Origin of the sequence: Nostoc sp. CHAB 5836 (genome assembly GCF_020829445.1) — a bacterium.
GTDB lineage: Bacteria > Cyanobacteriota > Cyanobacteriia > Cyanobacteriales > Nostocaceae > Nostoc.
In genome coordinates this window covers 1-24,922 of the sequence record NZ_JAIVFV010000059.1, presented here as the reverse complement: position 1 = coordinate 24,922, position 24,922 = coordinate 1, and the positions used below count along the sequence as shown (strand labels likewise).

Here is a 24,922-nt window from a genome sequence, read left to right as displayed (position 1 = left end):
TCTACCTGTTTTCTGGTATACATCATTGTAGTTAACCACAAGCAGGAACTATGACTCATTATGGGCTGATTTGTCCAGCAACAACTGGTCATCTGAACACTATGCTCCCCTTGGGTAAAGAACTGCAAAAGCGGGGTCATCGCGTCACCTTATTCGGTATACTTGATGCTAAATCCAACACACTGGCGGCAGAGTTAGAATTCCGGGTAACTGGTGAATCTGAATTTCCCACTGGAGCGATGGCTGAATCCTTAACTCAGTTAGGTAAACTGAGTGGAATCACTGCACTTCAATATACCGTCAACCTGCTCAAAGATCAGGCAGCGGTTCTCCTCAGAGATGCACCATCAGCACTGAAAGAAGCAGGCGTGGAGGTACTGTTGGTAGATCAAGTTTCACCAGAGGGAGGTTCTGTTGCAGAATTTCTGGGCATTCCTTTTATTACAGTTTGTAGTGCTGTGGTACTGAATCGAGAACCGAGCGTCCCACCTTATTTTAAAACCTGGGGCTACAATCCATCCTGGTGGGCGCGATTACGTAACCGAGCCGGCTATGCATTGCTGAGTCGCACCGTAAAACCCATTACAGGGGTAATCAATCAGTATCGCCAAGAGTGGAAATTGCCCCCACAGTTTAGCTCTAATGATCGTTATTCCCAACTAGCTCAGATCAGCCAACAGCCTTCACAATTGGAATTTCCAAGAGAAAATTTGCCCCAGTGCTTCCATTTTACAGGCCCTTATCATAGTCCAATTGGTCGGGAACTTCCTGATTTTCCTTATGAAAAATTGACCGAACAACCATTGATTTACGCCTCAATGGGGACTTTACAAAATCGCCTATTGGGAATTTTCAAATCTATTGCTGAAGCTTGTAACGATTTAGATGCCCAACTAGTGATTTCGTTAGGTGGTTCTACAAGTCCAGAGGCTTTGGGAAGTTTGCCGGGAAATCCCCTGGTTGTTGGTTATGCACCCCAATTGGAATTGCTGCAAAAAGCGTCTCTCACCATTACCCACGCAGGTATGAATACTACTTTAGAGTCCCTAAATAATGGGATACCAATAGTAGCAATACCAATTGCTAATGACCAGCCAGGCGTAGCAGCGCGTCTAGCTTGGGCTGGTGCTGGTGAGGCTATACCCCTGAGTCGTGTGAATGTTCCGAAGCTGCGAACTGCTATCCAAAAGGTGTTAACGGAAGATTCTTATAAACAGAATGCAGTTAGATTAAAAGAGGCAATTCAGAAAGCAGGGGGTGTAAGTCGAGCCATTGATATTGTGGAACAGGTTGTTGCTACAGGAAAGCCTGTTTTGGCTTAAACAAAGTAATCAACAGTATTAATACTGAACAAATAAAATAATATGGACTGGGACAATAACTCAATTGTATTTTATTCAAATTTTCCCTTTCATGTGGAAGATTGGGCACCTCCTTCTGTGAAAAATGGTATTGGAGGCAGCGAAGAGGCTGTCATTTACTTAAGTCAAGAACTAGTGAAATTGGGTTATCAAGTCACAGTGTTTAATAGATGCGGTGACATGGAGGGGGAATATAATGGTGTAGTTTATCAGTCTATTGATAAATTTAATTCTCAAGACAGCTTCAATGCCTTAATCTTTCATCGCGCTTGGACGCAACCGATGATGATGAAAGTACAGTCCAAAAAAACTGCTATTTGGATGCACGACAACCCTAAGTTATTTCCTCCAATAGAAGATTCTCAGCAACCAGAGTTTTTAGCAAGTTTTGACAAGCTGTTTATGCTGTCAAATTTCCATAAAGGTACACTACCAAACTGGATTCCTGAACAAAAAATCTTTCTGACAACTAATGGTATTAATCTAGAAAATTTTAATTTAACAGGAATTTCTAGAAATCCCAAAAGACTGATTTCAATTAGTGACTATACAAGAGGTATTGAACATTTACTTACTCAATGGAACAAGATTATCCAAGAAGTACCTGATGTTGAATTGCATATTTTCTATGGTTGGCAAGGAATTGATGCGCTGATTAATTCACCTTACATTACTAGATTTCCACAATTACCAGATAAAAAGAAGTACATTTTGCAACTTTTTGATCAAAAAAACGTCTATGAACATGGCAGAATTGGGCACAAGCAGTTAGTTGAAGAATTATTTAAATCTGGAATCTGGGTTTATCCTTGTAATACTCCTGTTGAGATTTTCTGTATTAGTGCTTGGAAAGCTCAAGCGGCTGGTTGTGTCCCTGTAGTAACAACTTACGCCGGCTTAGATGAGACTGTTAAATCTGGTATCAGAATTAAAGGGCCTGCTGGAGATGAACAGACAAACAATGCTTTTATTGAAGCTGTAATTGACTTGTTGAAAAATCCAGAGAAACAAGAAAGTCTGAGAAAGGAAGCATTATCTCTAAAAGATTCCTTTGGTTGGGATAAAGTTGCTAGACAGTGGCATGAGGAATTTTTATCAGTCTAAATAAATAAAGTCCAACATTGTGCCGCAGCTACGCCCGTTGTAGACATAGCGCCAAGCCTATCCCATCCCACTCTTCACGCTGAACTAGAGCTAGTCTTTTTTATTAATCTCCCAATGATTAAAGCAAGATTGTTATCAGCAAGTTATTCATGCACCCCTAGCTTGATTAATCTTAGACCACAGATTAGGCAGATGAACTCACCAATTCTTGAATCTGCTTTGGAGTCAATTCCTGCACATTACTTAAAACTACCACTGCTCCTGCTGCTAGCAGTGTCTGACCATAAGCATGACTACGGGCTGCTGTTTCCTGGACGTGGGGCGGTAAAACGCCTACACCAATCCAAATGCGAGAAGAATCTAGATTCCGTGCTTTCTCGACGGTATACATATCTGCTACCGTATCTCCCACATACACGATCGCTAATTTTTGCTCAATTCCATTATCTAATTCACGAACTGTGGCAAAAAGTCCAGTTGGGTCAGGCTTACCTGGCGCATCTTCCATCGCAATCAAAACTGGAGATTCCAAGCCCAAGCGTTTTTCCAATACATAGTTGGCGGAAGCACGAGTTGCACCACTAAAAAATCCCCAAGCAATCCCCGCTTGGGTAAGTTGTTCTAAATAGCTAGGTTGTAATAATAAAGGTTCATTACAGATATACCCAGTAAAATTATTTGGGTCTGTACCTCGGTAGCGGGATTGAAAAAAAGCAACGATCGCACTGTAATCTAGTTGCAGTTGTTCGCGGCTCTGTTTTTGGGTTTCAAAGTAGCGATAAATTAATTCTTGGGATGCTTCCCAATCGTTATTCCACACACCTTCAGACTTCAACTGGTCAATATCTTGTGGGGTTGGACGATATGCTTGGGTAGTAAAATATTCTACGGTATCTGCGATCGCTCGGCGATAGGAACCGCTAACATCGCGCACAACACCATCAATATCGAAAACAACGATCGCTTTTACAGAAGTTGGTTGAGTCATGGGGTAGGAAGCAAAAGAGTTTTAACCATCATAATGCGCTCATGACTCAGGTAAAAAATCGGGGTCGATGGCTTGCTCTAGTGTGAAGAGAGATTTTTCTGGGAAGATAGCGATGTCTAATCCAGTTTCAATGACAGCCAGGCGTCTAGCGGTTTGATAGCTTTCGTCAAAAACCTGATCAAAGTAAGGTTTCAAACTCGGACTTTCCTGAAGTGCCTTTTGGACTCGCCTACGATGTTCCAAAATTGTGTACTGCCAACTTTTTGAGCGCCTTTCAGTTTGAATTTGATATTTCAGCAGATGCATCAGCAACACTTCCAGATTGCTCTCCAATGCCCGCTTTTCACTTCTGCCCATCGTTTCAATTTCTTCAATCAGGTTGTCTAAATCCAGTTGTGTGAAATTTTTTTGCTTAAGCAGTTCTGCGGTGGTTTGAATCCACAGGTAAAAGTCTTGCTCATACAAATCTGAACTAGATGTTATTTGAGATTGGGGCAGTTGGGCAGTCACGTCGCTTCGCTCCGAATTCAAAATTAACAGTAAAATCTTTTAGATCGGGGTGCGATTATGGCTCTGACAATTCAGGTTATGTGGAAAAGTCCACCAAAAACCTAACCCCTTTCCCGACGCTCTAAGGGGGAAAATTCAAAGTCTCTCTCCTTCTAGGAGAGAGATTTAGAGAGAGGTTTTCTAAATGCCGTGAAAAGTCAGGATTATGGCTCAGGTAAAAAATCGGGGTCGAGGGCTTGCTCTGGTGTGAAGGGAGATTGTTCGGGGAAGGTAGCCAAATGCAATTCAGTTTCATCAGCAGCCAACAGTCTAGCATCATCATAACACTGTCCGGAAACTTCATAAAAATAGGGTTTGAGGCTAGGACTTTCTTCTAGAGCTTGTCTGAGGCGTTTACGATGTTCCCGAATTGTTGCTCGCCAACTACCAGAGCGCTTCTCGACTTGATATTTATACTTCAAAAGATGCATCAGCACCACTTCCAAATTGCTTCTTAGTGCTTTTTTTTCACTCCTGCCCATTGTTTCAATTTCGTCAATCAAATTCTCTAAATCTAGTTCTGTGAGCCGACCTTGTTTGAGCAGTTCTGCGGTGGTTTGAATCCACAGGTAAAAGTCTTGCTCATACAAAGAAGAACCAGATGTTGTTTGAGATTGGGGCAGTTTGGCAGTCATAAGCATCTGTAGTTAGCGCCGACTACACCTTATGGTAGACCATTCTCAATCACTGTTTGGTTATTTGATAGAGTATTGCGTTAAAATAAGCGATCGCTATCCTAGTTAAGTAATGCCCGGAAATTCCCGGAGGTGTGATTGACCAAGTTTATTTTGAAAATTTTGTGGTTAGACGAAAACGTTGCTCTAGCAGTCGATCAAATTGTAGGCAAAGGCACCAGTCCTTTGACTAAGTACTTTTTTTGGCCCAGAAATGATGCCTGGGAAGAGTTAAAGAAGGAATTAGAGTCCAAACATTGGATTACTGACCTGGATCGTGTCGAGTTGCTTAATAAAGCGACAGAAGTGATTAACTACTGGCAAGAGGAAGGCAGAAACCGTCCAATGGCAGAAGCTCAGTTGAAATTTCCAGAAGTTGCCTTCACAGGTAGCGCTTGATATTACAATATTAGCTATTGTTCTGTTCTACAAGCTGCCACAGTTTGATAGTCTTGTCCCGGCTGCCGCTTGCAATTAATTGTGTAACTTTGCTCACAGCAACAGCAGATACTGAGTCTATATGACCAGAGAGAGTAACAATCTCTTCTGCTGTGCTTACCCTCCAAAGTTTAACTGTTTTGTCGCAACTTGCACTTAGGAGTGTTTCACCATCGGCAGTAAAAGCCACAGCCACCACAGACCAAGAATGGCCTACAAGTGTGCAAATTAGCTGACCTGTGTTTACCTCCCACAATTTAATAGTGTTATCATCACTACCTGTCGCCAAAATTTGACCATCAGGACTAAAAGCGACTGTCAAAACCGCCCATGCATGACCCGAAAGGATGCCTAACAAGCTATGACATGGGCGGTTTTCAAATTTTCTCTGGAAACTTTCTAATGCAGGTATCTGCCACAAGCGAATTGTTCTGTCATAACTAGCGCTGGCTAAAAGCTGTCCTTGAGGACTAAATACTACTGAATTTACTTGTAATTGGTGTCCAGTTATGGTGCAAATTTCTGTGCCAGTATTTGCATCCCAGAGTTTAATTGTCTTATCCCAGCTACCACTAGCGAGCATCTGCCCATCTGGACTGAAAACAACTGATTTTACAGCGTGTGAATGTCCCAAGAGGGTGCAGATTTCTTTTAATGTCTCAACCTGCCACAATTTGATAGTTTTATCATCGCTAGCAGTTGCCAGAATTTGACCATCAGGACTGAAGGTGACTGATTTTACTGCTTGAGAATGTCCTGATAAGTTAGCTAGGACTTTTTTGCTATTTAAATCCCACAATTTAACAATTTTATCATCACTAGCACTGGCTAAAGTGTAACCGTCAGGACTGATGGCAAGGGCATTTACACTACTTAATCTCCCAGAATGTCCCGTTAGGGTATGCAAGCATCGCCAAGGGGGATTTGGTAATTTCAAATTTGGAGTTTTAGATTCCATACCCATTGCTTGCATAACTTCGTCAGCTGATTGAAAGCGGCGGTTCACAGCATTTTGTAGCAGCTTGTCGAGGATTTGCGCCAAGCGTAGATTCTTTGAGTCTTGTCGCCAGACATCGCTTACCTTAGTAGTAAGATATTGTTGCCAGACCCAACAATCGTTAGCAATATCAAATAAATCAAAGGGAGAAATCTGGGTAAGTAAGTAAATACAAGTTACACCCAAGCTATATAAATCACTAGCAAAAACGGCTTTTCCTTTCGCTTGTTCTGGTGCAGCATATTCTGGACTGCCGATACTGGTTTGTGATGTTAGCCGATCAATTTCTGTGACGATTTTCGCAGTGGAAAAATCGACTATAACTAAATCGCCCTTCTTGGTAATTGGGGATCTACGGATGATATTGTGGGGTTTAATATCGCGGTGGATGATATTGCGATCGCTCATCAACTGAAAAACTGGCAATAAATCTTCTAACAATTGCCAAATCTGAGTTTCATTAAAAGCACCTTCCTCTTCAACCACCTGGGCTAAATTAGTGCCTGCAATAAATTCTTGTACTAAATAAAAATGCCCATTATGCTCAAAAGAAGCTAAAAAAGGGGTAATTTGCGGATGCTTTCCTAATTCTTCTAGCTGTTGCGCCTTTTGCTGAAAATTTTTAAATGTTTCGTATTCCTGCGATAATTCTTGAACAACACAAGGAATTGGCGGAAACTGACCTTCATCTACAGCGAGGAAGGTTTTACAGAATCCCCCTTTACCAATCTGCTTGAGTAAACGATAACGTTCTTGTAAAAGCAAAATTTTCCTGCCAAAGTTATCAACCGGATTACATCTTAGAGGTTGTTTGAAAAGTCGTAAAGTATACTATAAACCACGCTTCCATTCCTCTTTGCGAAGGGTCGAGAGGCTTTGAAACCCCCATTCCCTCCTAGTGTTGGGGGGCTAGGTTTGGGAAGCTTAGTACAACATTTCATTAATTCGTAGCGAATTCTCTGCGAACCTTTGCGCTTCCTTTTGCGTTCCTACCCTGCGGGAAGGCGAAGCGCCTATGCGTTTAAATTTCAACCCTCAATTCGCCACGATTTTACGCAAAGCTGTACTTATATCTTATCAGAAATACTTTTCAAACATTATCTAAGATAAATGTAATAATACTAATTTCATATAACTGTAAGTAAGTTGGCGCCAAAAAAATAAAAGTATGTTACGAAACGTAAATAAGCTTAAAATCTTTACTAATGACCAATGACAAAGGACAAATGACAGCCTTAGCCAGTTAGCTTTAATTGCGCCGACCTACTTAGCTTGATGGCGTCCTATCCTTCTGCGAGTTACCGTCCAAAAGTAGTTGCTATATCATGGAAAAAACTAACGATCGCAATCAACATGAGCATGACATTAACATCAAAACAAGAGAAAGTTGTGCAAGTTTTGCTCGCAACAGGTAGATTCCACAGTGTTAGCGAAGTGATTGAAACTGCATTACACCTCTTAGAAGAAGAGAACCGCGCATATCAAATATGGGTAGACGAAACTCGTACCAAGATTGATGAAGGTATCGCATCACTTGAACGGGGAGAAGGAATTGATGGTGAGACTTTTGTTAATCAGCTTCTGGCAGATTTACAGCAGGTTAAAGAGTCTCCGAAATGAGTCAGTATATAATCTCACTACCTGCTTCTGTTGATTTAAGAACAATTGCTGACTACTTCGCTGTAGAAAATATTGAGGCTGGGGAGCGTCTGCTACAAGCGTTTAATCAAAGATGTCAACAACTTGCTAGTTTTCCCAACATGGGACGACAGTATGAAGACTTACGTTCTGGTTTACGAGGACTTCCATTGGATGGGTATATTATTTTCTACCAAATTATGGATGATGGTATCGAAATTGTGAGGGTTGTCAGTGGTAAACGTAACCTAAAATCTTTATTTTAGAATCCCTAATTTATAGAGTATGTTTTGGAAGAAGCTATGCGCGATCGCAAAAACAAAATATTGAATTACTAAGTAGGTCGGCGCAATTAAAGATAATTGGTGATGGCTGTCACTTGTACTGAGCGAAAAGGCGTTGGTTTCGATTCACCCTTACCAGTTTGATTCCATAAAATCATGGATAATAGCCCATCCACTAAACCATTATTGCTGCCGTTACTGCCGACCAAGACATCGGGAATCAAGCGGACATGGCGATCGCCGATAATTTGCATTAGTTGCATTGCTGTATAACCATCTCTTTATACACCAATGGTGGTGGCGGAAGTCACCCCTTTGTTAATCCAAACAATAGCTGCTCGTTCTGATGTAGAGCGAATCTATCTTGAGCGACGGAGAATTCCAAGGCAAAATGTATCGCGAGTCGTCGTCCAAGCAAACACGGTAAACACTAGAGGTCTGACTGGAGTAGCAGAAAGTGATAAAACTTCCTTCACAAGGCTACTTCTAGGGTTTTATTCCTATCCTAAGCATTAGTTCTAGGTAACTTTCCAATGAAGCAGGTTTCTCCAATTTTATTGAGTTTTCTGTTGATGGCTTCTTCTGCGCCTCGACCTCCTCAACTGTTAGAAGTGTTTCCTGCGGAGAATTTAGCACAGACATCCGTAGAGTTTGTTGGTGCTGCATTGAATTTTAGTTTGGGAGAAGAGGCTGAGCGTGGCTCGGTACAACTATTTGTTGATGGAGTAGATGTCACCAAACAGGCTCAGATCAGTGGCACCCGTGACTGGCCTCAGAGCTATTACAAAATTTCTTACACTCCGAATTCTTTTGAGCTAGGCATTCATTGTGCTGAAATTCGGTTTCGGACTACAGACGGCACAACGAAATCTTATAGCTGGTCTTTTTCTATCAAATCTCCTTAATGGCTGAAAAATTGTGTTTACGACTTTGATTTTGGCGAAATTTTAAGCACTATTACTTATTGACAAATACTTGATGACCTTACCTATGACCCATGCTTGTGCGTAAGTCCTAAGCAATTTGAAATAAGAATGCGACAGATGTATGGGTAGGGGCGCACAGATATCATTGGTGTCAACTTAAGCCTGGGCGAATGGAATTCGCGGCTACACAAACAAAGTCCGCCTGCGCGGACTAAGAGAAAATTAATATTTTTAACCCGCGCAGGCGGGTTTCGTCTGTGTAGACGCGGTTTCTAACCGCCCTTTTAACGTTAAGTTGACACCTATGCACAGATATGCGCCCCTACCGGATGTTACTAATGTTGCTTATCCACCGGAAAATTCACAACTATCGGTGGATAGCCGTTTTCTGTGGTTGGTTGTGTTTGGGTAACTACTGGTTGCGGATCCAAAGGTGTTGGTTTCAATTCACCCTTACCAGTTTGATTCCATAAAATCATGGATAATAGCCCATCCACTAAACCATTATTGCTGCCGTTACTGCCAACTAAGACATCTGGTATCAAGCGGACATGGCGATCGCCGATAATTTGCATTAGTTGCATTGCTGTATAACCATGTGAACCCAAGGCTTCCACACCAGCTTGGTAAGTTTCAGCTTTGGCGTTACCTGTGGCCCGAATACCTTCAGCCTCCGCAATTGCCCGGAGTTTTGTTCCCTCAGCTTCACCATTGGCCTGCTTAATTTGGGCTTGGGCTTTCAAATCAGCAATCTGCACACTCTGCTCTGATTGCACCATTTCTTCTTGGATATCAGCCAGTGCTGTCTCCCGGACAAGTTGTTGTCGTTGGGTTTGCGCCATCTGCTGAACTTCGTAAGTTTTGCGTTTTTCTTCAGCAATTTTCCGGTCTGTCAGTGTGTGCATTAATTCATCTGGCGGGGTAATCAAACCAATCAACGAATCCACTGCTTGCACATCATAAGCACGCAAGGCAGATTTAACGTATTCGGAAGCTTCAACTTGGCGATCGCTTCGCGCAGTCAAGAAATCCAAGATAGTATACTCTTGAGCGGAGTTGCGGAAATAATTCCCCACAATTGGACGCAAAACCTGATCGATGACGTTTTGCATCGAACCTAAGCGGGAAATCACTTTCGGCGCGTCGGAAGCACCAATGTGGATAATTTGGAATATCTCTAAATCAAAGGTGAAACCATCGAATGAGAGCAGTTTCAGCGCCTGCAAGTTGGTATCATAACCATGTTTGCCAGTAATCCTTTCAGTGAAGTTTAAGACAATATTTGTTGTTGGTACTAGCTCAATTTTCATCACCTTAGTATTGAGCGGGTGTTTACCCGGATACAACGGCTCAACCCAAACGCCCTTATGTCCTTGGTTTACCAAATTCCCGTGGGTGAAAGCTGCTCCGCTCACATCTTCGTGTTCTTTGCCTACGAAAGAAATCACCACACCCACATAACCGATAGGGATTTCAGTCATCGGGACTTGTTCAATATTTACCAACCAAGGGTTTAGGTTCCAGGAACCCGATAATAATACCTGTTCTTGTAAACCTCGTTGTCCCCCAGCATCGATAAATTTTTGACCATTTTGAAAATTATCATGGCCGTTAATGATCCGTCCAGCGATTTCACCTGCTGCAATCGGTGAACCATCCAAAGTAGTAACAATACCAACCCTCTCTGCTGCTATTTCATAAATGTGCAACTGTTGTGGACTCATCCCATGAGCGCTAGCATTTGCTGCTGTAATTACTTTAAACAGCGCAGTATTGATGCGGTAAGTACCTGCGGTGAGAAAACTCATTTGCCGACCTTTTTCGCCACCTTGGGTAAGGAATTTCCGAGCATCTTGGTAATTGTCACAATCGACGATTTTACCCAGAATCCGCTCTGGAGGGTTTGATTTGCCATCTGCTGCGACAATCAAGGCGATTTCCCCTTGGGGAATGACAATTACCGACTCTTTCTTTACAGAATACTGCCAAGGCCAATAGCCCCAGTGCCAACCAGGAGCTAAAGTATCTGCTTGCAAGCCAGCTTCTCCGTTGAGAGCAATCAAACTGCCGGCGGGGAGTCCACGCCCGGAAAGGGTAAATTTTCTCACTACAATGCCGACTTCACGCTCGCCAATTACTACCAGTCCGCCAAAGAATAAGGGGACGAATATGACGAAACCGCCTATAAGTATGATGGGAAACAGTACAACAGGATCAATTCCAGCAGCTTGATATTGAATCCTGCTAGTTTGTAACTGGGGAATATTTGGTGTGGTCTGATTTAGCTGGACAGTCGCCGAAGTAATTGCTTTTGCAGTAGTTATTTTGACAGAAGTAGCATTGGCAGAATGAATACTACCAGCGATCGCTAAGGTTGCTACTATCGATGCTGCAAAACGAGCTACCTTATTTTGTTTAGGTGTACCAAGCAAAAATGAAAAACTTTTCATAATTTTTGCCCAAATGGGCAACTAATTAGTTAAATTAACACTTCACTGTGCCTTGGCTCAATTTCTTAAACTTGGTGTAATTTTTTTGAAAATTTAATAAATAACGTCATCTGCGCCTTTCTCTCAAACCTAACCCCCAACCCCTTTCCTACGAGGGAAGGGCAGGGTGGTTTCATCCGAAAAAAGAAAAATAGACATCTCCAAAAAAGAATTGTTTTGACGTAGCACTGCTACGTCTCTACAAGGGTTCTGGGTAACGCATATTTAATTTCTACCAGATGTCTAATACATAAGTCTTGATTTCTGGTTTTGCGGCATGGCTTTTTACCCCGCTTCCATTCCTTTCGCCCACGAGTATCCCCACCCTGTAGAGGGATGGGGAATTACGCGAACAGGTTAAATTAGAGCAAACCGCCAGCCGCTTGAAACCGAGCGCGGGCGCGTTTGAAGGCTTGGGTTGCCTTGATCTGTGCTTGGCGATCGTCTCCTGAAACTTGATTCAGACTTGCTTCTGCTTGGTTGTAAGCAGTACGGGCTTCATCAAGGTTAATTTTGTCTCCACGTTCAGCGCCGTTAACCAGAATTGTCACTTCATTTTCTTCGACTTCGGCAAAACCACCCAAAAGAGCGATCGCTTGCCAATTCTGATTTTTAGCAGCGCGGACTCGCATGACACCAGTATCTAGGGCGGTCAAAAGTGGTGCGTGTCCAGTTAGGATACCTAGTTGACCAGTAGTGCTAGGCAAAACTACTTCTTCAGCTGGGGCATCCCATACTGTTTTATCTGGGGAAATTACACGAACGGTTAATGTCATTTGTCTTTTGTCCTTTGTCCTTCGTCCTTCGTCCTTTGTCACTTGTCCTTTGTCTTTTGAAATTTGCCATTAGCCATTAGCACTTGAACTAATGACTAATGACTAATGACCAATGACTAATGACTAATGACGAATGACTAACCTTTGATTTTTGCAGCTTTGGCGATCGCTTCGTTAATATCGCCAACTAAGTAGAAAGCCTGTTCTGGCAACTCATCCAATTCACCAGACAGAATCTTTTGGAACCCTTTGATGGTATCTTCCAACTTCACGTACTTACCAGGAGAACCGGTGAATACTTCTGCTACAAAGAACGGTTGAGACAAGAAACGCTCAACTTTCCGGGCCCGCGCTACGATCAGACGGTCATCTTCAGACAATTCATCTAGACCAAGAATGGCGATAATGTCTTGGAGTTCTTTATAACGTTGCAGAGTTGATTGCACCGCCCGAGCCGTATTGTAGTGTTCGTCACCGACAATATTGGGCTGAAGCATGGTGGAAGTGGAATTAAGCGGGTCAACTGCGGGATAAATTCCCTTGGATGCCAAACCGCGAGACAGCACTGTTGTACCATCCAAGTGGGCGAAGGTGGTGGCAGGTGCGGGGTCGGTGAGGTCATCCGCAGGTACGTATACTGCTTGAATAGAAGTAATGGAACCCTCTGTAGTCGAGGTAATCCGCTCTTGCAGTTCACCGACATCGGTTCCCAATGTGGGCTGATATCCTACTGCTGAAGGCATCCGACCCAGTAGCGCCGATACTTCTGAACCTGCTTGTACGAACCGGAAGATGTTGTCAATAAACAACAGCACATCCTGCTTACTTACATCGCGGAAGTACTCTGCCATTGTTAATCCCGAAAGACCAACCCGCATTCTTGCTCCAGGTGGCTCGTTCATCTGACCATACACAAGAGCAATTTTGGAATCATTCAGGCTCTCGTTATTGATTACCCCAGATTCAATCATTTCGTTGTAGAGGTCATTGCCTTCACGGGTACGTTCACCCACGCCAGCAAAAACGGATACTCCACCGTGCTGAGTAGCGATGTTGTTGATCAACTCCATCATGATTACGGTTTTACCAACACCAGCACCGCCGAACAGACCAATCTTACCGCCGCGTCGGTAGGGAGTCAGAAGGTCAACAACTTTAATCCCAGTCTCAAACACCGAAGGCTTGGTTTCCAAGTCCGTGAATTTGGGAGCAGAGCGGTGGATGGGTAAAGTTGTCTCAGCATTTACAGGGCCCCTGTTGTCCACAGGTTCGCCAAGAACGTTGAAAATCCGGCCCAAAGTAGCTTTACCAACTGGGACGCTGATAGAAGCGCCTGTATCGACGACTTCCAAACCGCGCACTAAGCCTTCGGTGGAACTCATTGCAACAGTCCGCACTTGGTTGTCGCCCAGCAGTTGCTGCACTTCAACAGTGAGGTTGATTTCCTGTCCAGCTTCGTTGCTGCCTTTAATGATCAAGGCGTTGTAGATTTGTGGCAATTTCCCGCCGGGAAATTTAACGTCTACAACTGGGCCAATGATTTGGGTAATGTAACCAATGTTTGTTTTTTCTGCGATTGTGACCATGCTGCGCCTAATGAGTGAAGCTAGATTTTAGATAAGGTCGGAGAAGACATAAAATTAAGCAATGTCACCTTTCAGATTAGCACTGAACGACCCTACTCTACGCCATAAATTGATCCTTAAGACTGCTGCCTGGGGAGCAAAATTAAGGTAAGTTTTAACATAGGGGTGGGAGATAATCAAAATCAAAACTGGCCTGTGTTGGAGCAATAGACACAGTAGTCATTAAAACAGGTTAGGAATAGACTTCTTGTATAAATCAAACAGGACTTACGCAAAATAATCAAAAAACGAACCGCATAGACGCAAAGCGGCTTCCCGCAGGGTAGGACACAAAGGACACAAGGTAATAAGAGTTTCAGAGAGTTATTGCTAGGACTTACGCATCATACATATGTACTATACGAAGCTTCGGCTTTTGAGCCATATTGAACACCCAACACCATTGGTGACAAGTTAAAATAACATCGCTTTTGTCAATCAGAAATTATGCTGGAAATTAAATAAGGAGTAAGGTATAAAACTAAGCTTTTTACTAGGTTTTCAGTATAAAGATTAACAATGAAGACAAAGATTAGGCGATCGCTAACCCAAAAACAATGTTTTCTATCACAGTTTTTGGCAGAATTTTCACTCTATAGATATATTGACAAATGCATCATAACCTTAACTTGTCACCAATGACCAAACAGAGTCAATATGCGACCAAATCAGGGCTGAAGCCCTTACTACAAATTAAAAGCTTTTATTTTTTGTGACACTTGCGTAAGTCCTAATAAAAGTGCATCGGGAGCATTATTTTCGGAAATTGGTATAAATTGTCAAGCTAGTTTTAAGACAATACGCTTGGGATAAGACTAAAACCCTTGTCCAGTGGACAGTGTAGAGACGTTGCAATGCAACGTCTCTACAGGCCTATGGTTCTCCAGAAAATCCTTAACCCAAGCGTATTGAGTTTTAAGAGTTTGTAGTAAAGACTTTAGTGCTTAAAAAAGAAAGACTAAAGTCTTTACTACGAACTTGTTTATTTCATTTTTTCAAAACTACATGGAAGGAATTTAAGTACCCAGTAATGGTTTTAGCTAAGGTTTTCTGCTGCTTTTTTGTAGTGATTGCCATTACTTGATATAATCTTCCTTCAGCAACATACATTCTACTTTTAGTGATTTTCCCTCCAGCATTGATGTATTCAATTTCTTTGCCGGGATGATTATTGGAACTACGAATGTTTCTTTGACTAATTAAATTACTTTTCGTAGTCTTTAAAGCCATATCCCGTGCATTATTAAGTACAGTTTGGGGGTCAGTAACTTGACCATAACTATAAGGAAAATCATTGTAAGCAACTACATATGCTACTTGCTGTTTTGGTGGTTGAATGACAAAGATTTCTAAGGTAATTTCCCCCATGTAAGTTTTTTGGTATTCGGTATTTCTGTTGGGGCTTCCCGGCATCAAAATAGTGAAGCGTCCATCGGGAGCAGTGTATAATTTCCATTGTGGCTGCATGGGTTGAGAAACGGTTGGTTTGACAACAGCCTTTGGAGGTTTGGGTTGACGGGCTTCCACAAGAACAGAGCCACCACAGACAATGGTGGCGACGATTAATGGCAACAGACTTTTAATTGTCATATTTTTTGCCTTTTGTGATGCTAATCTCACGGATGATTCTAGCTGTTATAACCTAGCAGCACATAAAGCAGCACCTATTAGCCCTACTTGCGGGTTGAGGATTATATACACGGGGATCTCTTCAAGGAGGCGGCGCATTCTACCTTTTTGGGTGAAATTTAATAGGAAATCGCTGTTTTGAATTAAGGGCAAGATTTTGGGCGCAATTCCACCAGCAATGTATAAGCCACCGTAAGGTAGGAGTTTCAGGGCGAGATTGCCGGCTTCTGCACCATAAGCGTCGATAAATAATTGTAAGGTTTGTTCACAGAGGCGATCGCTACCTTGTAATGCAGCTGCACCAATAGCAGCACCGGGATCAACGCTTTTCTCTTCCTGTCCTGCTTCTTGTTCCCAAGTTCTAACGATTTGGGCGATATCTGGTGATTCAGCAGCAAATTTGCGATCGCGCAAAAATTGGTAAATTGCCACAATTCCCAGCCCCGAAACCACCCGTTCTACAGAAATGCGCTGGATATCATGTTTACCCAGCAGGTATTTCAAGAGTTGAAACTCGATCTCGTTTCGAGGGGCGAAGTCAGCGTGTCCACCTTCTGAGGGAAAGACTTGATAGTGGTTTCCCTGTTTAATTAAAAATCCTTGCCCTAAGCCAGTACCAGCACCAATAATTCCAATGGGGGCTTCGGGTTGAGATTTGCCAACTTGCAACGTCAGCAAGTCGTGTTTTTGTAAACCTAAAATGCCATAACCAACGGCGGCGAAGTCGTTAATCAAAGAAATATGCGGGATACTCAGTTCTTGTTGTAGACGTTCGGTATCCAGGAACCAGACTAAATTGGTCAGTTGGGCAGTATTTTTGACAACAGGCCCTGCGATCGCAAAACAAGCCTTTTCTGGTATTGGTGCATTAGCTTTAACCAAAAATTGCTGCACAATTGGTACTAAATCGGGAAAATCGCCACTGTGGAAACTTTCCTGATAAATAGTATGTAAACTTGCTGAGTCTGATGTTTCAACCAATCGCAAAATAGTTTTCGTACCGCCGATGTCTCCTGCTAGTAACAAAGTCATAGAACTTATTGGCGAATTAATTACTTTTTTTGTAGGATATGCCCAACGTAGCAGAAGCCATGAACGCAAATCTCTATCACAAGTCTAAGCAAATCGGATAACTTCTTCTATATGGGTTAAATGAGAAGTATCTCCCTTTAGTTCTAATAACCATTCTGGATCTTCGCGTACCACTTTTACCAACGAACATAAGGAAGCTTTAACTTCTGTTTTGGCAATTTCCCCCACTAGCCCCATTGCTCCCCCCAAAACAGATGCACCATGTGCCACTAGCAGGATATCCTCTGGGAGGAACTCAGTAGCTAAACATCTAGCAGTTTGTCCAGAACGTTCTCGCACTCTTTGCTGAGTTTCAGGGTATTTAGCGGCAATGCGGGAAGTATAACTGGTGTCAATTCTGGGGAATAATTTTGCTAATGCTGGAGTTGAGAGTCTTTCGGGTTCTTCAGTCATCCAAGCTGGATTTAGCCATTCACTCAAACCTATTTCCAGTTTGATCGGTAAGTTGAGCAATTCTGCAACTGCATTTGCCGTTTGTACGGTTCGCAGGAAAGGAGAAGCGAAAATATGGGAAATATTTTCTCGTTTCAAACGCTTTGCTAACTGCTGCGCCTGCACCATACCATCATCAGACAAGGGTGGATCGTAGCGTCGTTCGGCGGTGAGAAACCAATCGGGGTTTACGAAATCGAGGCGGTTAGCGTGTCTTGCGATCCAGACTATTTGACTCATGAGTTTAATTATTCCGGTGAATAGAATTCGCCGCTAAACAAATATAGATATCTGCAAGGAGGGCTGCAAATATTAATATAGGACAAAAATCGTAATAATATTTAATAATCATCATGATTTGGAAAACTTATTAGTGGTGTCAGTGTAGTTTTAAACCCTTTAAAGCCTAAGTTTACGCGATGTGCAACTTATTCTTAAAACCCCACTTCCATTCCTCTCCCCATTTCGGGGAGAGGAATGGAAGTGGGGTCAAAGTGTATTGCACACAAACGAGAACGCTATATTTTCAAAGCTAGATTAAATCTATACAATTGCTTATAACTTCAACCATCCAAATAGTTGCCCTACAGTTAATTGAAAGCCGTTAACTAAATCAGGAACTGGTAATATTTCTTGTTCTTCTTGGAAAAGTTCTGGTTGCTGCTTTGGTGGATAGACTAAAACAGAACGCTCATCTGGATCAATTAGCCAACCGAAGCGACTACCATGTTTTAAACAATGTAGAATATTTCCGGTTACTTTAGTCTGGCTTTGATCTGGCGAAAGAATCTCAATCGTCCAGTCTGGATACGTATGAAAAACATTTTCGACCTCTCCACGTTCATCTAAGGGAATCCGTTCCCAAGCAAATACTGCTACATCAGGGACAATTGAACGTCCGCCAAAAGTACACCGTAACTCTGGGAAAGCAAGGGCAATTTTTTGAGGCTTGACTACAAAATTGATATTACTAACTAGTTCACCCTGTAATTTACTATGTTTTCCCTGTGGCATTGGCTTTTGAATAATTTGACCGTTGATGTATTCTGAGCTAGGTTTTGTTTCTGGTAGTTTCAAAAACTCTTCTAAAGTTAGGGGTTTAGTTGGTGATTTTACCATCTGCTTGTACCTCCAAAATTTTCATTTATTTACCCTAAATAAGCCTTTTTAACTCGCTCATCACTAATTAATTCTGATGCTGCGCCTGTTAAGGTAATAGAACCAGCTTCTAAAACATAACCGCGATCGGCAATTTGCAGTGCAAGATTAGCGTTTTGTTCAACTAACAAAATAGTCACGCCTGTAGCACGGAGATTTTCAATAATCGAGAAGATTTCCCGGACGATCGCAGGTGCTAAACCTAAGCTAGGCTCATCTAAAAGCAACAGTTGTGGTTTACTCATGACAGCGCGAGCGATCGCTAACATTTGTTGTTCACCACCGCTAAGGGTTCCTGCTAGTTGATTGCGTCTTTGCGACAACCGTGGAAATAGATCAAACTGGCGCTGAATATCTGCTTTGATCTCGGCTTGATTGGAGCGAATATAAGCACCCAAAAGTAAATTATCAAATACTGTTTGCCGCGCTAATACTTTGCGTCCTTCTGGACAATGGGCGATGCCAAGTTGTACAACTTCGTGAGTTTGGCGGCGGGTAATATTATGTCCATTATAGATAATGACGCCATTCTTAGGATTAACTACTTTAGAGATAGCTCGGAGCGTAGTAGTCTTACCGGCACCATTAGCACCAATTAAAGTAACTACCTCACTTTTTTGAATAATTAAATTAATCTTTTTCAGAGCTTGGATGCCGCCATAATTAACATCAAGTTCTTGAATTTCTAGAATTGTATGGTTTGGTTTACTATCGGATTTCATTGGCGGTTTACATCCAGAAATGTTGATTCCAAACCTAACATACATCAATCATACATTTCTTAAAACAGTGCGATGGGAAATAGCCCATCGTAGACATTGCTTCAACTTAAAAATCAACGCCAGAACACTGCAATCTCTATGATGTACTATTAATTACTGATAAAGATATCAAGGGTCTTGTGGCAAAAGCAGCAGATATTGGTAGCAAGCGACTAATTAATTTAGCTCCCGATGCATGGGTACAGTGGGTGACTCAGCGTCCTGAAGTCGTGGCGAAAGAAGTTCTCGGCTGTGAGTTTCAGTGGATTAGCCGCGAAACAGATGTGTTGGTGAAAGCATACAGTGCTACTCACGGAGATTTTCTGGTACTAAATGAATTACAGTTGCGTTATACAGCACATATGCCTCTACGCATGAGAGCCTATGCCGCTTTAGCACAAGAACGCTATCGACTCCCAATTTACCCAGTACTCATTAACATTTTACCTCCCCCATCTACGTTAACTATTGTCAATAGTTACGAGCAGGAATTTTTAGGATTACGCGCCATCCAAGATTATCGCGTGATTAATTTGTGGGAAATCGATGCTGAAATAGTGTTTGGGCAACCATTACCATCATTGTTACCGTTTGTGCCAATCTTGCGAGGAGGAGGAAAAGCATCAGTTGTGCAACGCGCCTTACAAGTGCTACGAGCAGATGTACAATTGAACCAATTAGAATCATTGCTGGCATTTTTTGCTAGCTTTGTGTTAGACACGCCTTTAGTGCAACAAATCATGAGGTGGGATATGGCAGTATTGCGAGAATCGCCTTGGTATCAAGAAATTCTCACTGAAGGTCTTCAGCAAGGTCTTCAGCAAGGTGCTAGACAGCACTTGATCCGAATATTACAACGACGCTTTGGTGAAATTCCCCAAGAGCTAGAAGCAAAGCTTGAAGGTAAAAGTGTAGAACAATTAGAAACTTTAATGGATAGCGCGATCGCGGTGAGTTCTTTAGACGAATTTGTGGTAGTTTTGTCTAGATAAATTCAATCATTTGTCATTTGTCATTTGTCATTTCCCAAATAAGCTTCAATTACAGCCGGATCATTTCTGACTATAGATGGTTCACCCAAAGCGATTAATTGACCAAAATGTAATACCGCAATGCGATCGCACAAACCCATAACCAATGGTACATGGTGTTCTATAAGGATGATCGTCAAATTGAAGCGATCGCGGAGGCTACGAATAAATTCACTCAATTGCTGCTTTTCGTTGGGGTTCATCCCCGCCGCCGGTTCATCGAGAAGTAAAATTTGCGGTTGTAATGCTAAAGCGCGGGCAATTTCTAGCCGACGCTGATCACCGTAGGCAAAATTTTTGGCTTTTTCGTCAGCGCGATCGCTCAATCCCACCAAATCTAATAAATCTAAAGCTTTTTGCTTAGTTTTAAGTTCTTCATTAGGCGCTGGTGGTAATCCCAAAACTCCTGTAATCATATTACTTTTAGTGTGTAAATGTCGGGCAATGATCACATTTTCTAACGCCGATAATTCCCCAAACAAACGGATATTTTGGAAGGTACGGGCGATACCTAAACCAGCAATTTGATGAGGACGCAGTTGAGAAATCTTTGCACCTTCATAAATTAATTGACCGCTAGAAGGTGGAATGAAGGCAGTAATCAAATTAAACAGGGTTGTTTTGCCAGCACCATTAGGGCCAATCAGTCCAAAAATTTCATGTTTATTTACACTAAAAGATACATTATTTACCGCCATTAAACCACCAAAGCGGCGAGTCAATGCTCTTGCTTCTAAGACAATATTGCTGTTAGTTCCTGGAATACTATGTGACATCATGTCCGGTTGATTACTTACTAGACCCGAAGAACCCCACCCCCGCCAAAGCTACGCTTCATCTCCCCTCCCCGCAAGCGGGGAGGGGTTCCGGTTATTATATTTAATTGCTCAGATATCATCTGATATTTTTGCATATTATTATGAATAAGTAAGCTGGCATAAATAAACTTTCATTATATTACGAAACGTAAATAGGCTTAAAGTCCTTACTAATGACCAATGACAAAGGACAAAGGACAAACGACAAATGACAGCCCTTACCAGTTAGCTTTAATTGCACCAACCGACTTAGTTCATTTTTGAGTTTTGCGTTTTGGGAAAATATCTGGAGTAATTAGCCCTTGGGGGAAAAAGATTGTACCTATTACTATTAGTAAGCCAAAAATAATTAATCTGCCATCGCGCAAAAATTGTGCTAACCAATTAGGGAAACCACCAGTATCAGCGAGACTTCGTAGAATTTCTGGTAAGGCTGTAAATACCATACCTCCAATTACCGGCCCCAAAAAACTTCTCGAACCACCAATCAAAACAAAAGTTAAATATATAATACTGCTATCAAAAGTACCTTGACGAGCATTCCAGGTATTGAGAAAGTGGGCGCTAATAACACCTACAACCCCTGCAAGTATAGCCCCTAGCGTAAATGCCAAAACTTTATAATAAGTGGGATCAATTCCCATTGCACCCGCAGCTAATTCATCTTCGCGGATAGCGATAAAAGCCCTTCCGACGCGGATGCGTTCTAAACGATAAAGCAGCACCATACTAATTAATAGTAAAGGCAAAGCAATCCATAAATATTCTAGTTGTGTTTGGAAAGGTTGAGGAATACCAAAAATTCCGACAGCACCGCCTGTAATATCTAGGTTGAGGGAGATGACGCGCAGAACTTCTACAAAAGCGATAGTTGCGATCGCTAGATAAATTCCTCGCAAGCGTAACGCTGGAATTCCGACTATTACACCCAATAAACCACAAATTACACCAGCAATTAACATCTCCAATAATAATAACGGAATGGGAAATAAATTACTGCTAGATGTCAAAACTTTTGTGGATAAAATTGCTGCAATATACCCACCTAAAGCATAAAATCCTGGACTAGCTAAAGACAGTTGTCCTGTCATTAAAGGTAAGTAAAGAGAGAGTCCTAATAGCGCTCCTAAAACCATAGAGACAATTAAAGAAGCGTAAGTAGCGAAAAAGTCGGCCATCTTAAAACATTTTGATTAGGCTTAATCAAACTATCGCTTTTATAAACTATAGCGGTTTTCGGTTGGGTGCAGTAAGTAGAGCGACGCAAATAAAGCAACTAGCTAAGGCTGTCATTTGTCCTTCGTCATTTATAAGGGTTTAAGAAACCCAACATTTTCATGGGTTTGTTGGGTAACGCATTGCCTCAAACGCCACGTGCTTCTCCCTTGGCGCTAGCCTCTCCCTTTGGGAGAAGGGGAGAAGCTAACGCGAATGCGGTTCGTTTTTTCATTATTTTGCGTAAGTCCTAATATGATTAAAACCCTTACTAATGACAAATGACAAATGACAAATGACAAATGACAAATGACAAATGACCAACGACAAATGACAGCCTTAGCCAGTTAGCTTTAATTGCACCAACCTACTTAATATTAAGCTGTTAATATTTGCTCTGCTGTCAGCACTAGTTCAGGAAAAGTTCGTGAAACAATTCGTTCTGAACCTCTAAACTGTGTGCGTTGATATTTTCCCTCAGCATCTAATAGAAAAACAAATACAGCCGGAACTTTTGGATTTCCCAAATATTCTCTTAGCCCGATTGCCAAATAATCTACAATCCAATATTCTGTAATACCTAAGCGTTGATATTCATCTAATTTATCAATATAGTCATCCTCCCAATTAGTTGATGTCACCTCTATAGCTAACTGAATAGGTTCTTCAAGTGCAGCATAAGCAGAACGATTTGAGCGCCATGTATCTTTATCTATAACGCTTACATCAGGCTTGCGCCCTTGTTCTATTCCATTAGCAGTTATAGTTCTAAATACTGCTGTGTTATTAACTACATAATTTAGGTTTTCTCGCCTAATTTCATCATTAAAGCCAAACAATAGAAAATTAGCGACATCATCATGATTTCTAGTTGCACGCACTTCTACAATTTCTCCATCTACAAGTTCATATAAACCTTCCTCTGGACACTCCTCTAAAAATTGATCAAAAGTTAATTTTTGTTTGGTGTATGTTTTCATAGCGCTACGTCTCTTTAAACTTTCTGAATAAACCGCCGTCCTAACAAACCTTGGGGTCTAACTAATAACATGATAAACAAAATTCCAAAGGCTACTGCGTCTTTATATCCAGAGTAATCAGCAGGGACAAACGCCTCTACTAATCCAATTAACAAACCTCCCAACACTGCACCAGGAATACTACCTAAACCACCTAAGACAATTACCGCTAAACCCCGCAAACCAAAAGCAATGCCGAAATATGGCCCAGCAATACTAACACTAGAGGCGACTAAAGTTCCTGCTAATCCTGCTAAAAAACTGCTGATGAAGAATGTTAGAATGATAAAGCGATCGCTATCAATTCCCAACAAACTAGCTGTAGTCGGATCTTCTGCGATCGCCTGCATTGCCTTACCATATTTAGTTCGATTGATAAAATAGGTCAGAATTGCCACAATCACAACTGATACAGTAAAAATTACCACCTGAACAGTGCGAATAGGAATTGGATTATCTGGACTACCAAAGTTAATTGCAGGTGGCAAATTACCGTAAGTATTTGCGGGGTAGGTATAACTTTCTGCGCCTACTAAATACTGGATCAAATTCACAATTACCACTGCTACCCCTAAGCTAGAAACAACAGTTAGCAAAGGGTCAGATCCTTGACGACGCAAAGGTTGAAAAGCAACACGTTCCATCACTACCCCTACCAATCCCGCCAAGGTACTTCCTAAAAGCAAGGATATAGCAAATGGTAGTTTGATCGGCAGGGCTGCATTAGCTAACAAACCATTAAATCCAAAGTTACCACCCATGAGTGCATAAGTGAAATATGCACCCAAGGCAAAAATTGCACCATGAGCTAAATTAATGATGCCCAAAATTGAATAAACTAAGGTATAGCCCAAAGCAAAAATTGCATATATACTACCGATAGATAACCCATTCAAAAATTGTTGCAAAAATAGAGTTATATCCATATCGCAACTATTTTATAAATACGAACTTTCCAGTATTTCCATCTTTATCCATCTTAATTTTGGCAACGTAAAATTCTTTTTGAGTCACATCACCTACTGCTGTGAAACCAATCTCACCCAAAGGGGTATTATACTTTCCAGTTATTATCTCCTGGTTCAATTCTGTACGCAGTTTATCAAGAGGTAATGTGCTGATTTTAGACTTTTTATCCAATTTTTTCAGAGCCTCAACATACACCTGCACCGCAGCAAAAGCTTGACCTGTAAATTGAGCTGGTTCTTTCTTGTATTGCTCAATATAGGCTTGGCGAAATATCTTATTGATCTCACCAGGATATTCAGGACTGTAAGCTTGAGCAATCAGCACACCATCGCAAAATGCTTTACATACAGATAAAACATTTGGTGTATTCAGACCATTCCCGCCAATAATTATGCCTTGATAACCCAGTTCTCGCAGTTGTCGCACTAAGTTACCACCATCAACAGCTAATCCCGAAATAATTACTAAATCTGGTTTTAAGTTAATTGCATTAGTCGCTTGGGCTTGAAAGTCTGTATCAGTTGTTTGGAACTTTTGAACTGTTACTAATTCTAGCCCTTTATCTTTAACTGTTTGTTGAAAAATCTCCGTTTCTGATTTGTTAAATGCATCATTTTGGGCATAAAAAACTGCCACTCTTTTAATTTTAGGATTCTGAGCAAGTGCAATTTTCACAGAATTAGGGGCAACTATGGAGACGGGAGCAGATACACGAGCAATATAATCACCAATTTCCGGAATTCCTTTTGCGGTATTTGATGCTCCAATAACTGGCACTTTAGCACGTTCGGCAATGGGATTAGCACTAAAAGCTTGCTGTGACAAAGTAGGACCAACAATCCCGACAACTTTATCTTTGTTAATTAAAGTTTGAAAAGCATTAATTGCTCCGGCTTCATCTCCGCTAGTATCTTGGATTACTAATTTAATCGGAGTGCCATTGACACCA

The 24,922-nt window shown here is 41.7% G+C and carries 25 protein-coding genes; 7 read left to right on the top strand and 18 right to left on the bottom strand.

The annotated features are described in order from the left end of the window. Positions 1 to 50: 50 nt before the first annotated feature. Entirely contained in the window at positions 51 to 1,322 is a 1,272-nt protein-coding gene (locus LC605_RS14065) for a glycosyltransferase (protein ID WP_229548145.1), read from the top strand. 42 nt (positions 1,323 to 1,364) lie between these two features. Further along, the gene (locus tag LC605_RS14060; protein WP_229548144.1) at positions 1,365 to 2,465 is read left to right on the top strand and encodes a glycosyltransferase family 4 protein; all 1,101 of its coding nucleotides are present in this window, start codon (positions 1,365 to 1,367) and stop codon (positions 2,463 to 2,465) included. Positions 2,466 to 2,649: 184 nt separating this feature from the next. On the opposite strand, the gene LC605_RS14055 is transcribed toward LC605_RS14060, so the two are convergent. The 3 genes from LC605_RS14055 to LC605_RS14045 form a co-directional block, all read right to left on the bottom strand. Continuing rightward, positions 2,650 to 3,453, bottom strand: a complete 804-nt coding sequence (locus LC605_RS14055; RefSeq protein WP_229548143.1) for a TIGR01548 family HAD-type hydrolase — start codon at positions 3,451 to 3,453, stop codon at positions 2,650 to 2,652. A gap of 39 nt (positions 3,454 to 3,492) precedes the next feature. Continuing rightward, positions 3,493 to 3,963: a DUF29 domain-containing protein gene (locus tag LC605_RS14050; protein WP_229548142.1), complete on the bottom strand. Its 471-nt coding sequence runs from the start codon at positions 3,961 to 3,963 to the stop codon at positions 3,493 to 3,495. A gap of 203 nt (positions 3,964 to 4,166) precedes the next feature. Then, a complete protein-coding gene (locus LC605_RS14045; RefSeq protein WP_229548141.1) occupies positions 4,167 to 4,637 on the bottom strand; it encodes a DUF29 domain-containing protein in 471 nt (156 codons plus the stop codon). Positions 4,638 to 4,775: 138 nt separating this feature from the next. Between LC605_RS14045 and LC605_RS14040 the strand changes: the two genes are divergently transcribed. After that, entirely contained in the window at positions 4,776 to 5,075 is a 300-nt protein-coding gene (locus LC605_RS14040) for a 30S ribosomal protein PSRP-3 (protein WP_012410744.1), read from the top strand. A gap of 10 nt (positions 5,076 to 5,085) precedes the next feature. Here LC605_RS14040 and LC605_RS14035 read toward each other — a convergent pair whose 3' ends face one another. Next, entirely contained in the window at positions 5,086 to 6,876 is a 1,791-nt protein-coding gene (locus tag LC605_RS14035) for a serine/threonine-protein kinase (RefSeq protein ID WP_229548140.1), read from the bottom strand. Between the two features lie 594 nt (positions 6,877 to 7,470). Here LC605_RS14035 and LC605_RS14030 point away from each other — a divergent pair. Further along, positions 7,471 to 7,731: a type II toxin-antitoxin system ParD family antitoxin gene (locus LC605_RS14030; RefSeq protein WP_229548139.1), complete on the top strand. Its 261-nt coding sequence runs from the start codon at positions 7,471 to 7,473 to the stop codon at positions 7,729 to 7,731. Continuing rightward, the gene (locus LC605_RS14025) at positions 7,728 to 8,015 is read left to right on the top strand and encodes a type II toxin-antitoxin system RelE/ParE family toxin (protein WP_229548138.1); all 288 of its coding nucleotides are present in this window, start codon (positions 7,728 to 7,730) and stop codon (positions 8,013 to 8,015) included. Before LC605_RS14030 ends, LC605_RS14025 begins: the two co-directional genes overlap by 4 nt. A gap of 86 nt (positions 8,016 to 8,101) precedes the next feature. On the opposite strand, the gene LC605_RS14020 is transcribed toward LC605_RS14025, so the two are convergent. Then, positions 8,102 to 8,296: a hypothetical protein gene (locus LC605_RS14020; RefSeq protein ID WP_229548137.1), complete on the bottom strand. Its 195-nt coding sequence runs from the start codon at positions 8,294 to 8,296 to the stop codon at positions 8,102 to 8,104. 270 nt (positions 8,297 to 8,566) lie between these two features. Between LC605_RS14020 and LC605_RS14015 the strand changes: the two genes are divergently transcribed. Further along, positions 8,567 to 8,938 carry a hypothetical protein gene (locus tag LC605_RS14015; RefSeq protein WP_229548136.1) on the top strand — a complete coding sequence of 124 codons (372 nt, stop codon included), beginning with the start codon at positions 8,567 to 8,569 and terminating at the stop codon, positions 8,936 to 8,938. 356 nt (positions 8,939 to 9,294) lie between these two features. Here the strand turns inward: LC605_RS14015 and LC605_RS14010 are convergent, their stop codons facing one another. The 8 genes from LC605_RS14010 to LC605_RS13975 all read right to left on the bottom strand — a co-directional run bounded on the left by LC605_RS14010 (position 9,295) and on the right by LC605_RS13975 (position 18,882). Further along, positions 9,295 to 11,409: a flotillin family protein gene (locus LC605_RS14010; protein ID WP_229548135.1), complete on the bottom strand. Its 2,115-nt coding sequence runs from the start codon at positions 11,407 to 11,409 to the stop codon at positions 9,295 to 9,297. A 401-nt stretch (positions 11,410 to 11,810) separates the two neighbouring features. Continuing rightward, positions 11,811 to 12,224, bottom strand: a complete 414-nt coding sequence (atpC, locus tag LC605_RS14005) for an ATP synthase F1 subunit epsilon (RefSeq protein ID WP_229548134.1) — start codon at positions 12,222 to 12,224, stop codon at positions 11,811 to 11,813. Between the two features lie 137 nt (positions 12,225 to 12,361). After that, positions 12,362 to 13,810 (bottom strand): F0F1 ATP synthase subunit beta, encoded by a 1,449-nt coding sequence (gene atpD / locus LC605_RS14000; RefSeq protein ID WP_229548133.1) that lies wholly within the window; start codon positions 13,808 to 13,810, stop codon positions 12,362 to 12,364. Between the two features lie 1,026 nt (positions 13,811 to 14,836). Further along, entirely contained in the window at positions 14,837 to 15,439 is a 603-nt protein-coding gene (locus LC605_RS13995; RefSeq protein WP_229548132.1) for a hypothetical protein, read from the bottom strand. A gap of 45 nt (positions 15,440 to 15,484) precedes the next feature. After that, positions 15,485 to 16,510, bottom strand: coding sequence for a glucokinase (locus LC605_RS13990; RefSeq protein ID WP_229548131.1), 1,026 nt, complete (start codon positions 16,508 to 16,510; stop codon positions 15,485 to 15,487). 84 nt (positions 16,511 to 16,594) lie between these two features. Then, entirely contained in the window at positions 16,595 to 17,242 is a 648-nt protein-coding gene (locus tag LC605_RS13985) for a histidine phosphatase family protein (RefSeq protein WP_229548130.1), read from the bottom strand. A 315-nt stretch (positions 17,243 to 17,557) separates the two neighbouring features. Next, a complete protein-coding gene (locus tag LC605_RS13980; RefSeq protein WP_229548129.1) occupies positions 17,558 to 18,121 on the bottom strand; it encodes a Uma2 family endonuclease in 564 nt (187 codons plus the stop codon). A gap of 29 nt (positions 18,122 to 18,150) precedes the next feature. Beyond that, on the bottom strand, positions 18,151 to 18,882 hold the full coding sequence (locus LC605_RS13975) for an ABC transporter ATP-binding protein (RefSeq protein ID WP_229548128.1): 732 nt from the start codon (positions 18,880 to 18,882) through the stop codon (positions 18,151 to 18,153). A 179-nt stretch (positions 18,883 to 19,061) separates the two neighbouring features. Here LC605_RS13975 and LC605_RS13970 point away from each other — a divergent pair, with 179 nt between their 5' ends. After that, positions 19,062 to 19,913, top strand: coding sequence for an Rpn family recombination-promoting nuclease/putative transposase (locus LC605_RS13970; RefSeq protein ID WP_229548127.1), 852 nt, complete (start codon positions 19,062 to 19,064; stop codon positions 19,911 to 19,913). A gap of 20 nt (positions 19,914 to 19,933) precedes the next feature. Here LC605_RS13970 and LC605_RS13965 read toward each other — a convergent pair whose 3' ends face one another. The 5 genes from LC605_RS13965 to LC605_RS13945 all read right to left on the bottom strand — a co-directional run. Continuing rightward, positions 19,934 to 20,728 (bottom strand): ABC transporter ATP-binding protein, encoded by a 795-nt coding sequence (locus LC605_RS13965; RefSeq protein ID WP_229548156.1) that lies wholly within the window; start codon positions 20,726 to 20,728, stop codon positions 19,934 to 19,936. Positions 20,729 to 21,024: 296 nt separating this feature from the next. Then, positions 21,025 to 21,948: a branched-chain amino acid ABC transporter permease gene (locus tag LC605_RS13960; protein WP_229548126.1), complete on the bottom strand. Its 924-nt coding sequence runs from the start codon at positions 21,946 to 21,948 to the stop codon at positions 21,025 to 21,027. A 414-nt stretch (positions 21,949 to 22,362) separates the two neighbouring features. Continuing rightward, a complete protein-coding gene (locus LC605_RS13955; RefSeq protein WP_229548125.1) occupies positions 22,363 to 22,965 on the bottom strand; it encodes a Uma2 family endonuclease in 603 nt (200 codons plus the stop codon). Between the two features lie 14 nt (positions 22,966 to 22,979). Next, positions 22,980 to 23,930 (bottom strand): branched-chain amino acid ABC transporter permease, encoded by a 951-nt coding sequence (locus LC605_RS13950; RefSeq protein ID WP_229548124.1) that lies wholly within the window; start codon positions 23,928 to 23,930, stop codon positions 22,980 to 22,982. 7 nt (positions 23,931 to 23,937) lie between these two features. Further along, a partial coding sequence (locus LC605_RS13945; RefSeq protein WP_229548123.1) for an ABC transporter substrate-binding protein occupies positions 23,938 to 24,922 on the bottom strand: 985 nt, incomplete at its 5' end.

Bases quoted from the DNA above. Each gene is read 5' to 3' on its own strand.
- LC605_RS14020 (WP_229548137.1), bottom strand. From the start codon at position 8,296: ATGCAACTAATGCAAATTATCGGCGATCGCCATGTCCGCTTGATTCCC.
- LC605_RS13990 (WP_229548131.1), bottom strand. From the start codon at position 16,510: ATGACTTTGTTACTAGCAGGAGACATCGGCGGTACGAAAACTATTTTG.
- LC605_RS13985 (WP_229548130.1), bottom strand. From the start codon at position 17,242: ATGAGTCAAATAGTCTGGATCGCAAGACACGCTAACCGCCTCGATTTC.
- LC605_RS13995 (WP_229548132.1), bottom strand. From the start codon at position 15,439: ATGACAATTAAAAGTCTGTTGCCATTAATCGTCGCCACCATTGTCTGT.
- LC605_RS14065 (WP_229548145.1), top strand. From the start codon at position 51: ATGACTCATTATGGGCTGATTTGTCCAGCAACAACTGGTCATCTGAAC.
- atpD (WP_229548133.1), bottom strand. From the start codon at position 13,810: ATGGTCACAATCGCAGAAAAAACAAACATTGGTTACATTACCCAAATC.
- LC605_RS13980 (WP_229548129.1), bottom strand. From the start codon at position 18,121: ATGGTAAAATCACCAACTAAACCCCTAACTTTAGAAGAGTTTTTGAAA.
- LC605_RS14030 (WP_229548139.1), top strand. From the start codon at position 7,471: ATGACATTAACATCAAAACAAGAGAAAGTTGTGCAAGTTTTGCTCGCA.
- LC605_RS14010 (WP_229548135.1), bottom strand. From the start codon at position 11,409: ATGAAAAGTTTTTCATTTTTGCTTGGTACACCTAAACAAAATAAGGTA.
- atpC (WP_229548134.1), bottom strand. From the start codon at position 12,224: ATGACATTAACCGTTCGTGTAATTTCCCCAGATAAAACAGTATGGGAT.
- LC605_RS13960 (WP_229548126.1), bottom strand. From the start codon at position 21,948: ATGGCCGACTTTTTCGCTACTTACGCTTCTTTAATTGTCTCTATGGTT.
- LC605_RS13965 (WP_229548156.1), bottom strand. From the start codon at position 20,728: ATGTCACATAGTATTCCAGGAACTAACAGCAATATTGTCTTAGAAGCA.
- LC605_RS14015 (WP_229548136.1), top strand. From the start codon at position 8,567: ATGAAGCAGGTTTCTCCAATTTTATTGAGTTTTCTGTTGATGGCTTCT.
- LC605_RS14045 (WP_229548141.1), bottom strand. From the start codon at position 4,637: ATGACTGCCAAACTGCCCCAATCTCAAACAACATCTGGTTCTTCTTTG.
- LC605_RS14055 (WP_229548143.1), bottom strand. From the start codon at position 3,453: ATGACTCAACCAACTTCTGTAAAAGCGATCGTTGTTTTCGATATTGAT.
- LC605_RS13955 (WP_229548125.1), bottom strand. From the start codon at position 22,965: ATGAAAACATACACCAAACAAAAATTAACTTTTGATCAATTTTTAGAG.
- LC605_RS13975 (WP_229548128.1), bottom strand. From the start codon at position 18,882: ATGAAATCCGATAGTAAACCAAACCATACAATTCTAGAAATTCAAGAA.
- LC605_RS14025 (WP_229548138.1), top strand. From the start codon at position 7,728: ATGAGTCAGTATATAATCTCACTACCTGCTTCTGTTGATTTAAGAACA.
- LC605_RS14060 (WP_229548144.1), top strand. From the start codon at position 1,365: ATGGACTGGGACAATAACTCAATTGTATTTTATTCAAATTTTCCCTTT.
- LC605_RS13950 (WP_229548124.1), bottom strand. From the start codon at position 23,930: ATGGATATAACTCTATTTTTGCAACAATTTTTGAATGGGTTATCTATC.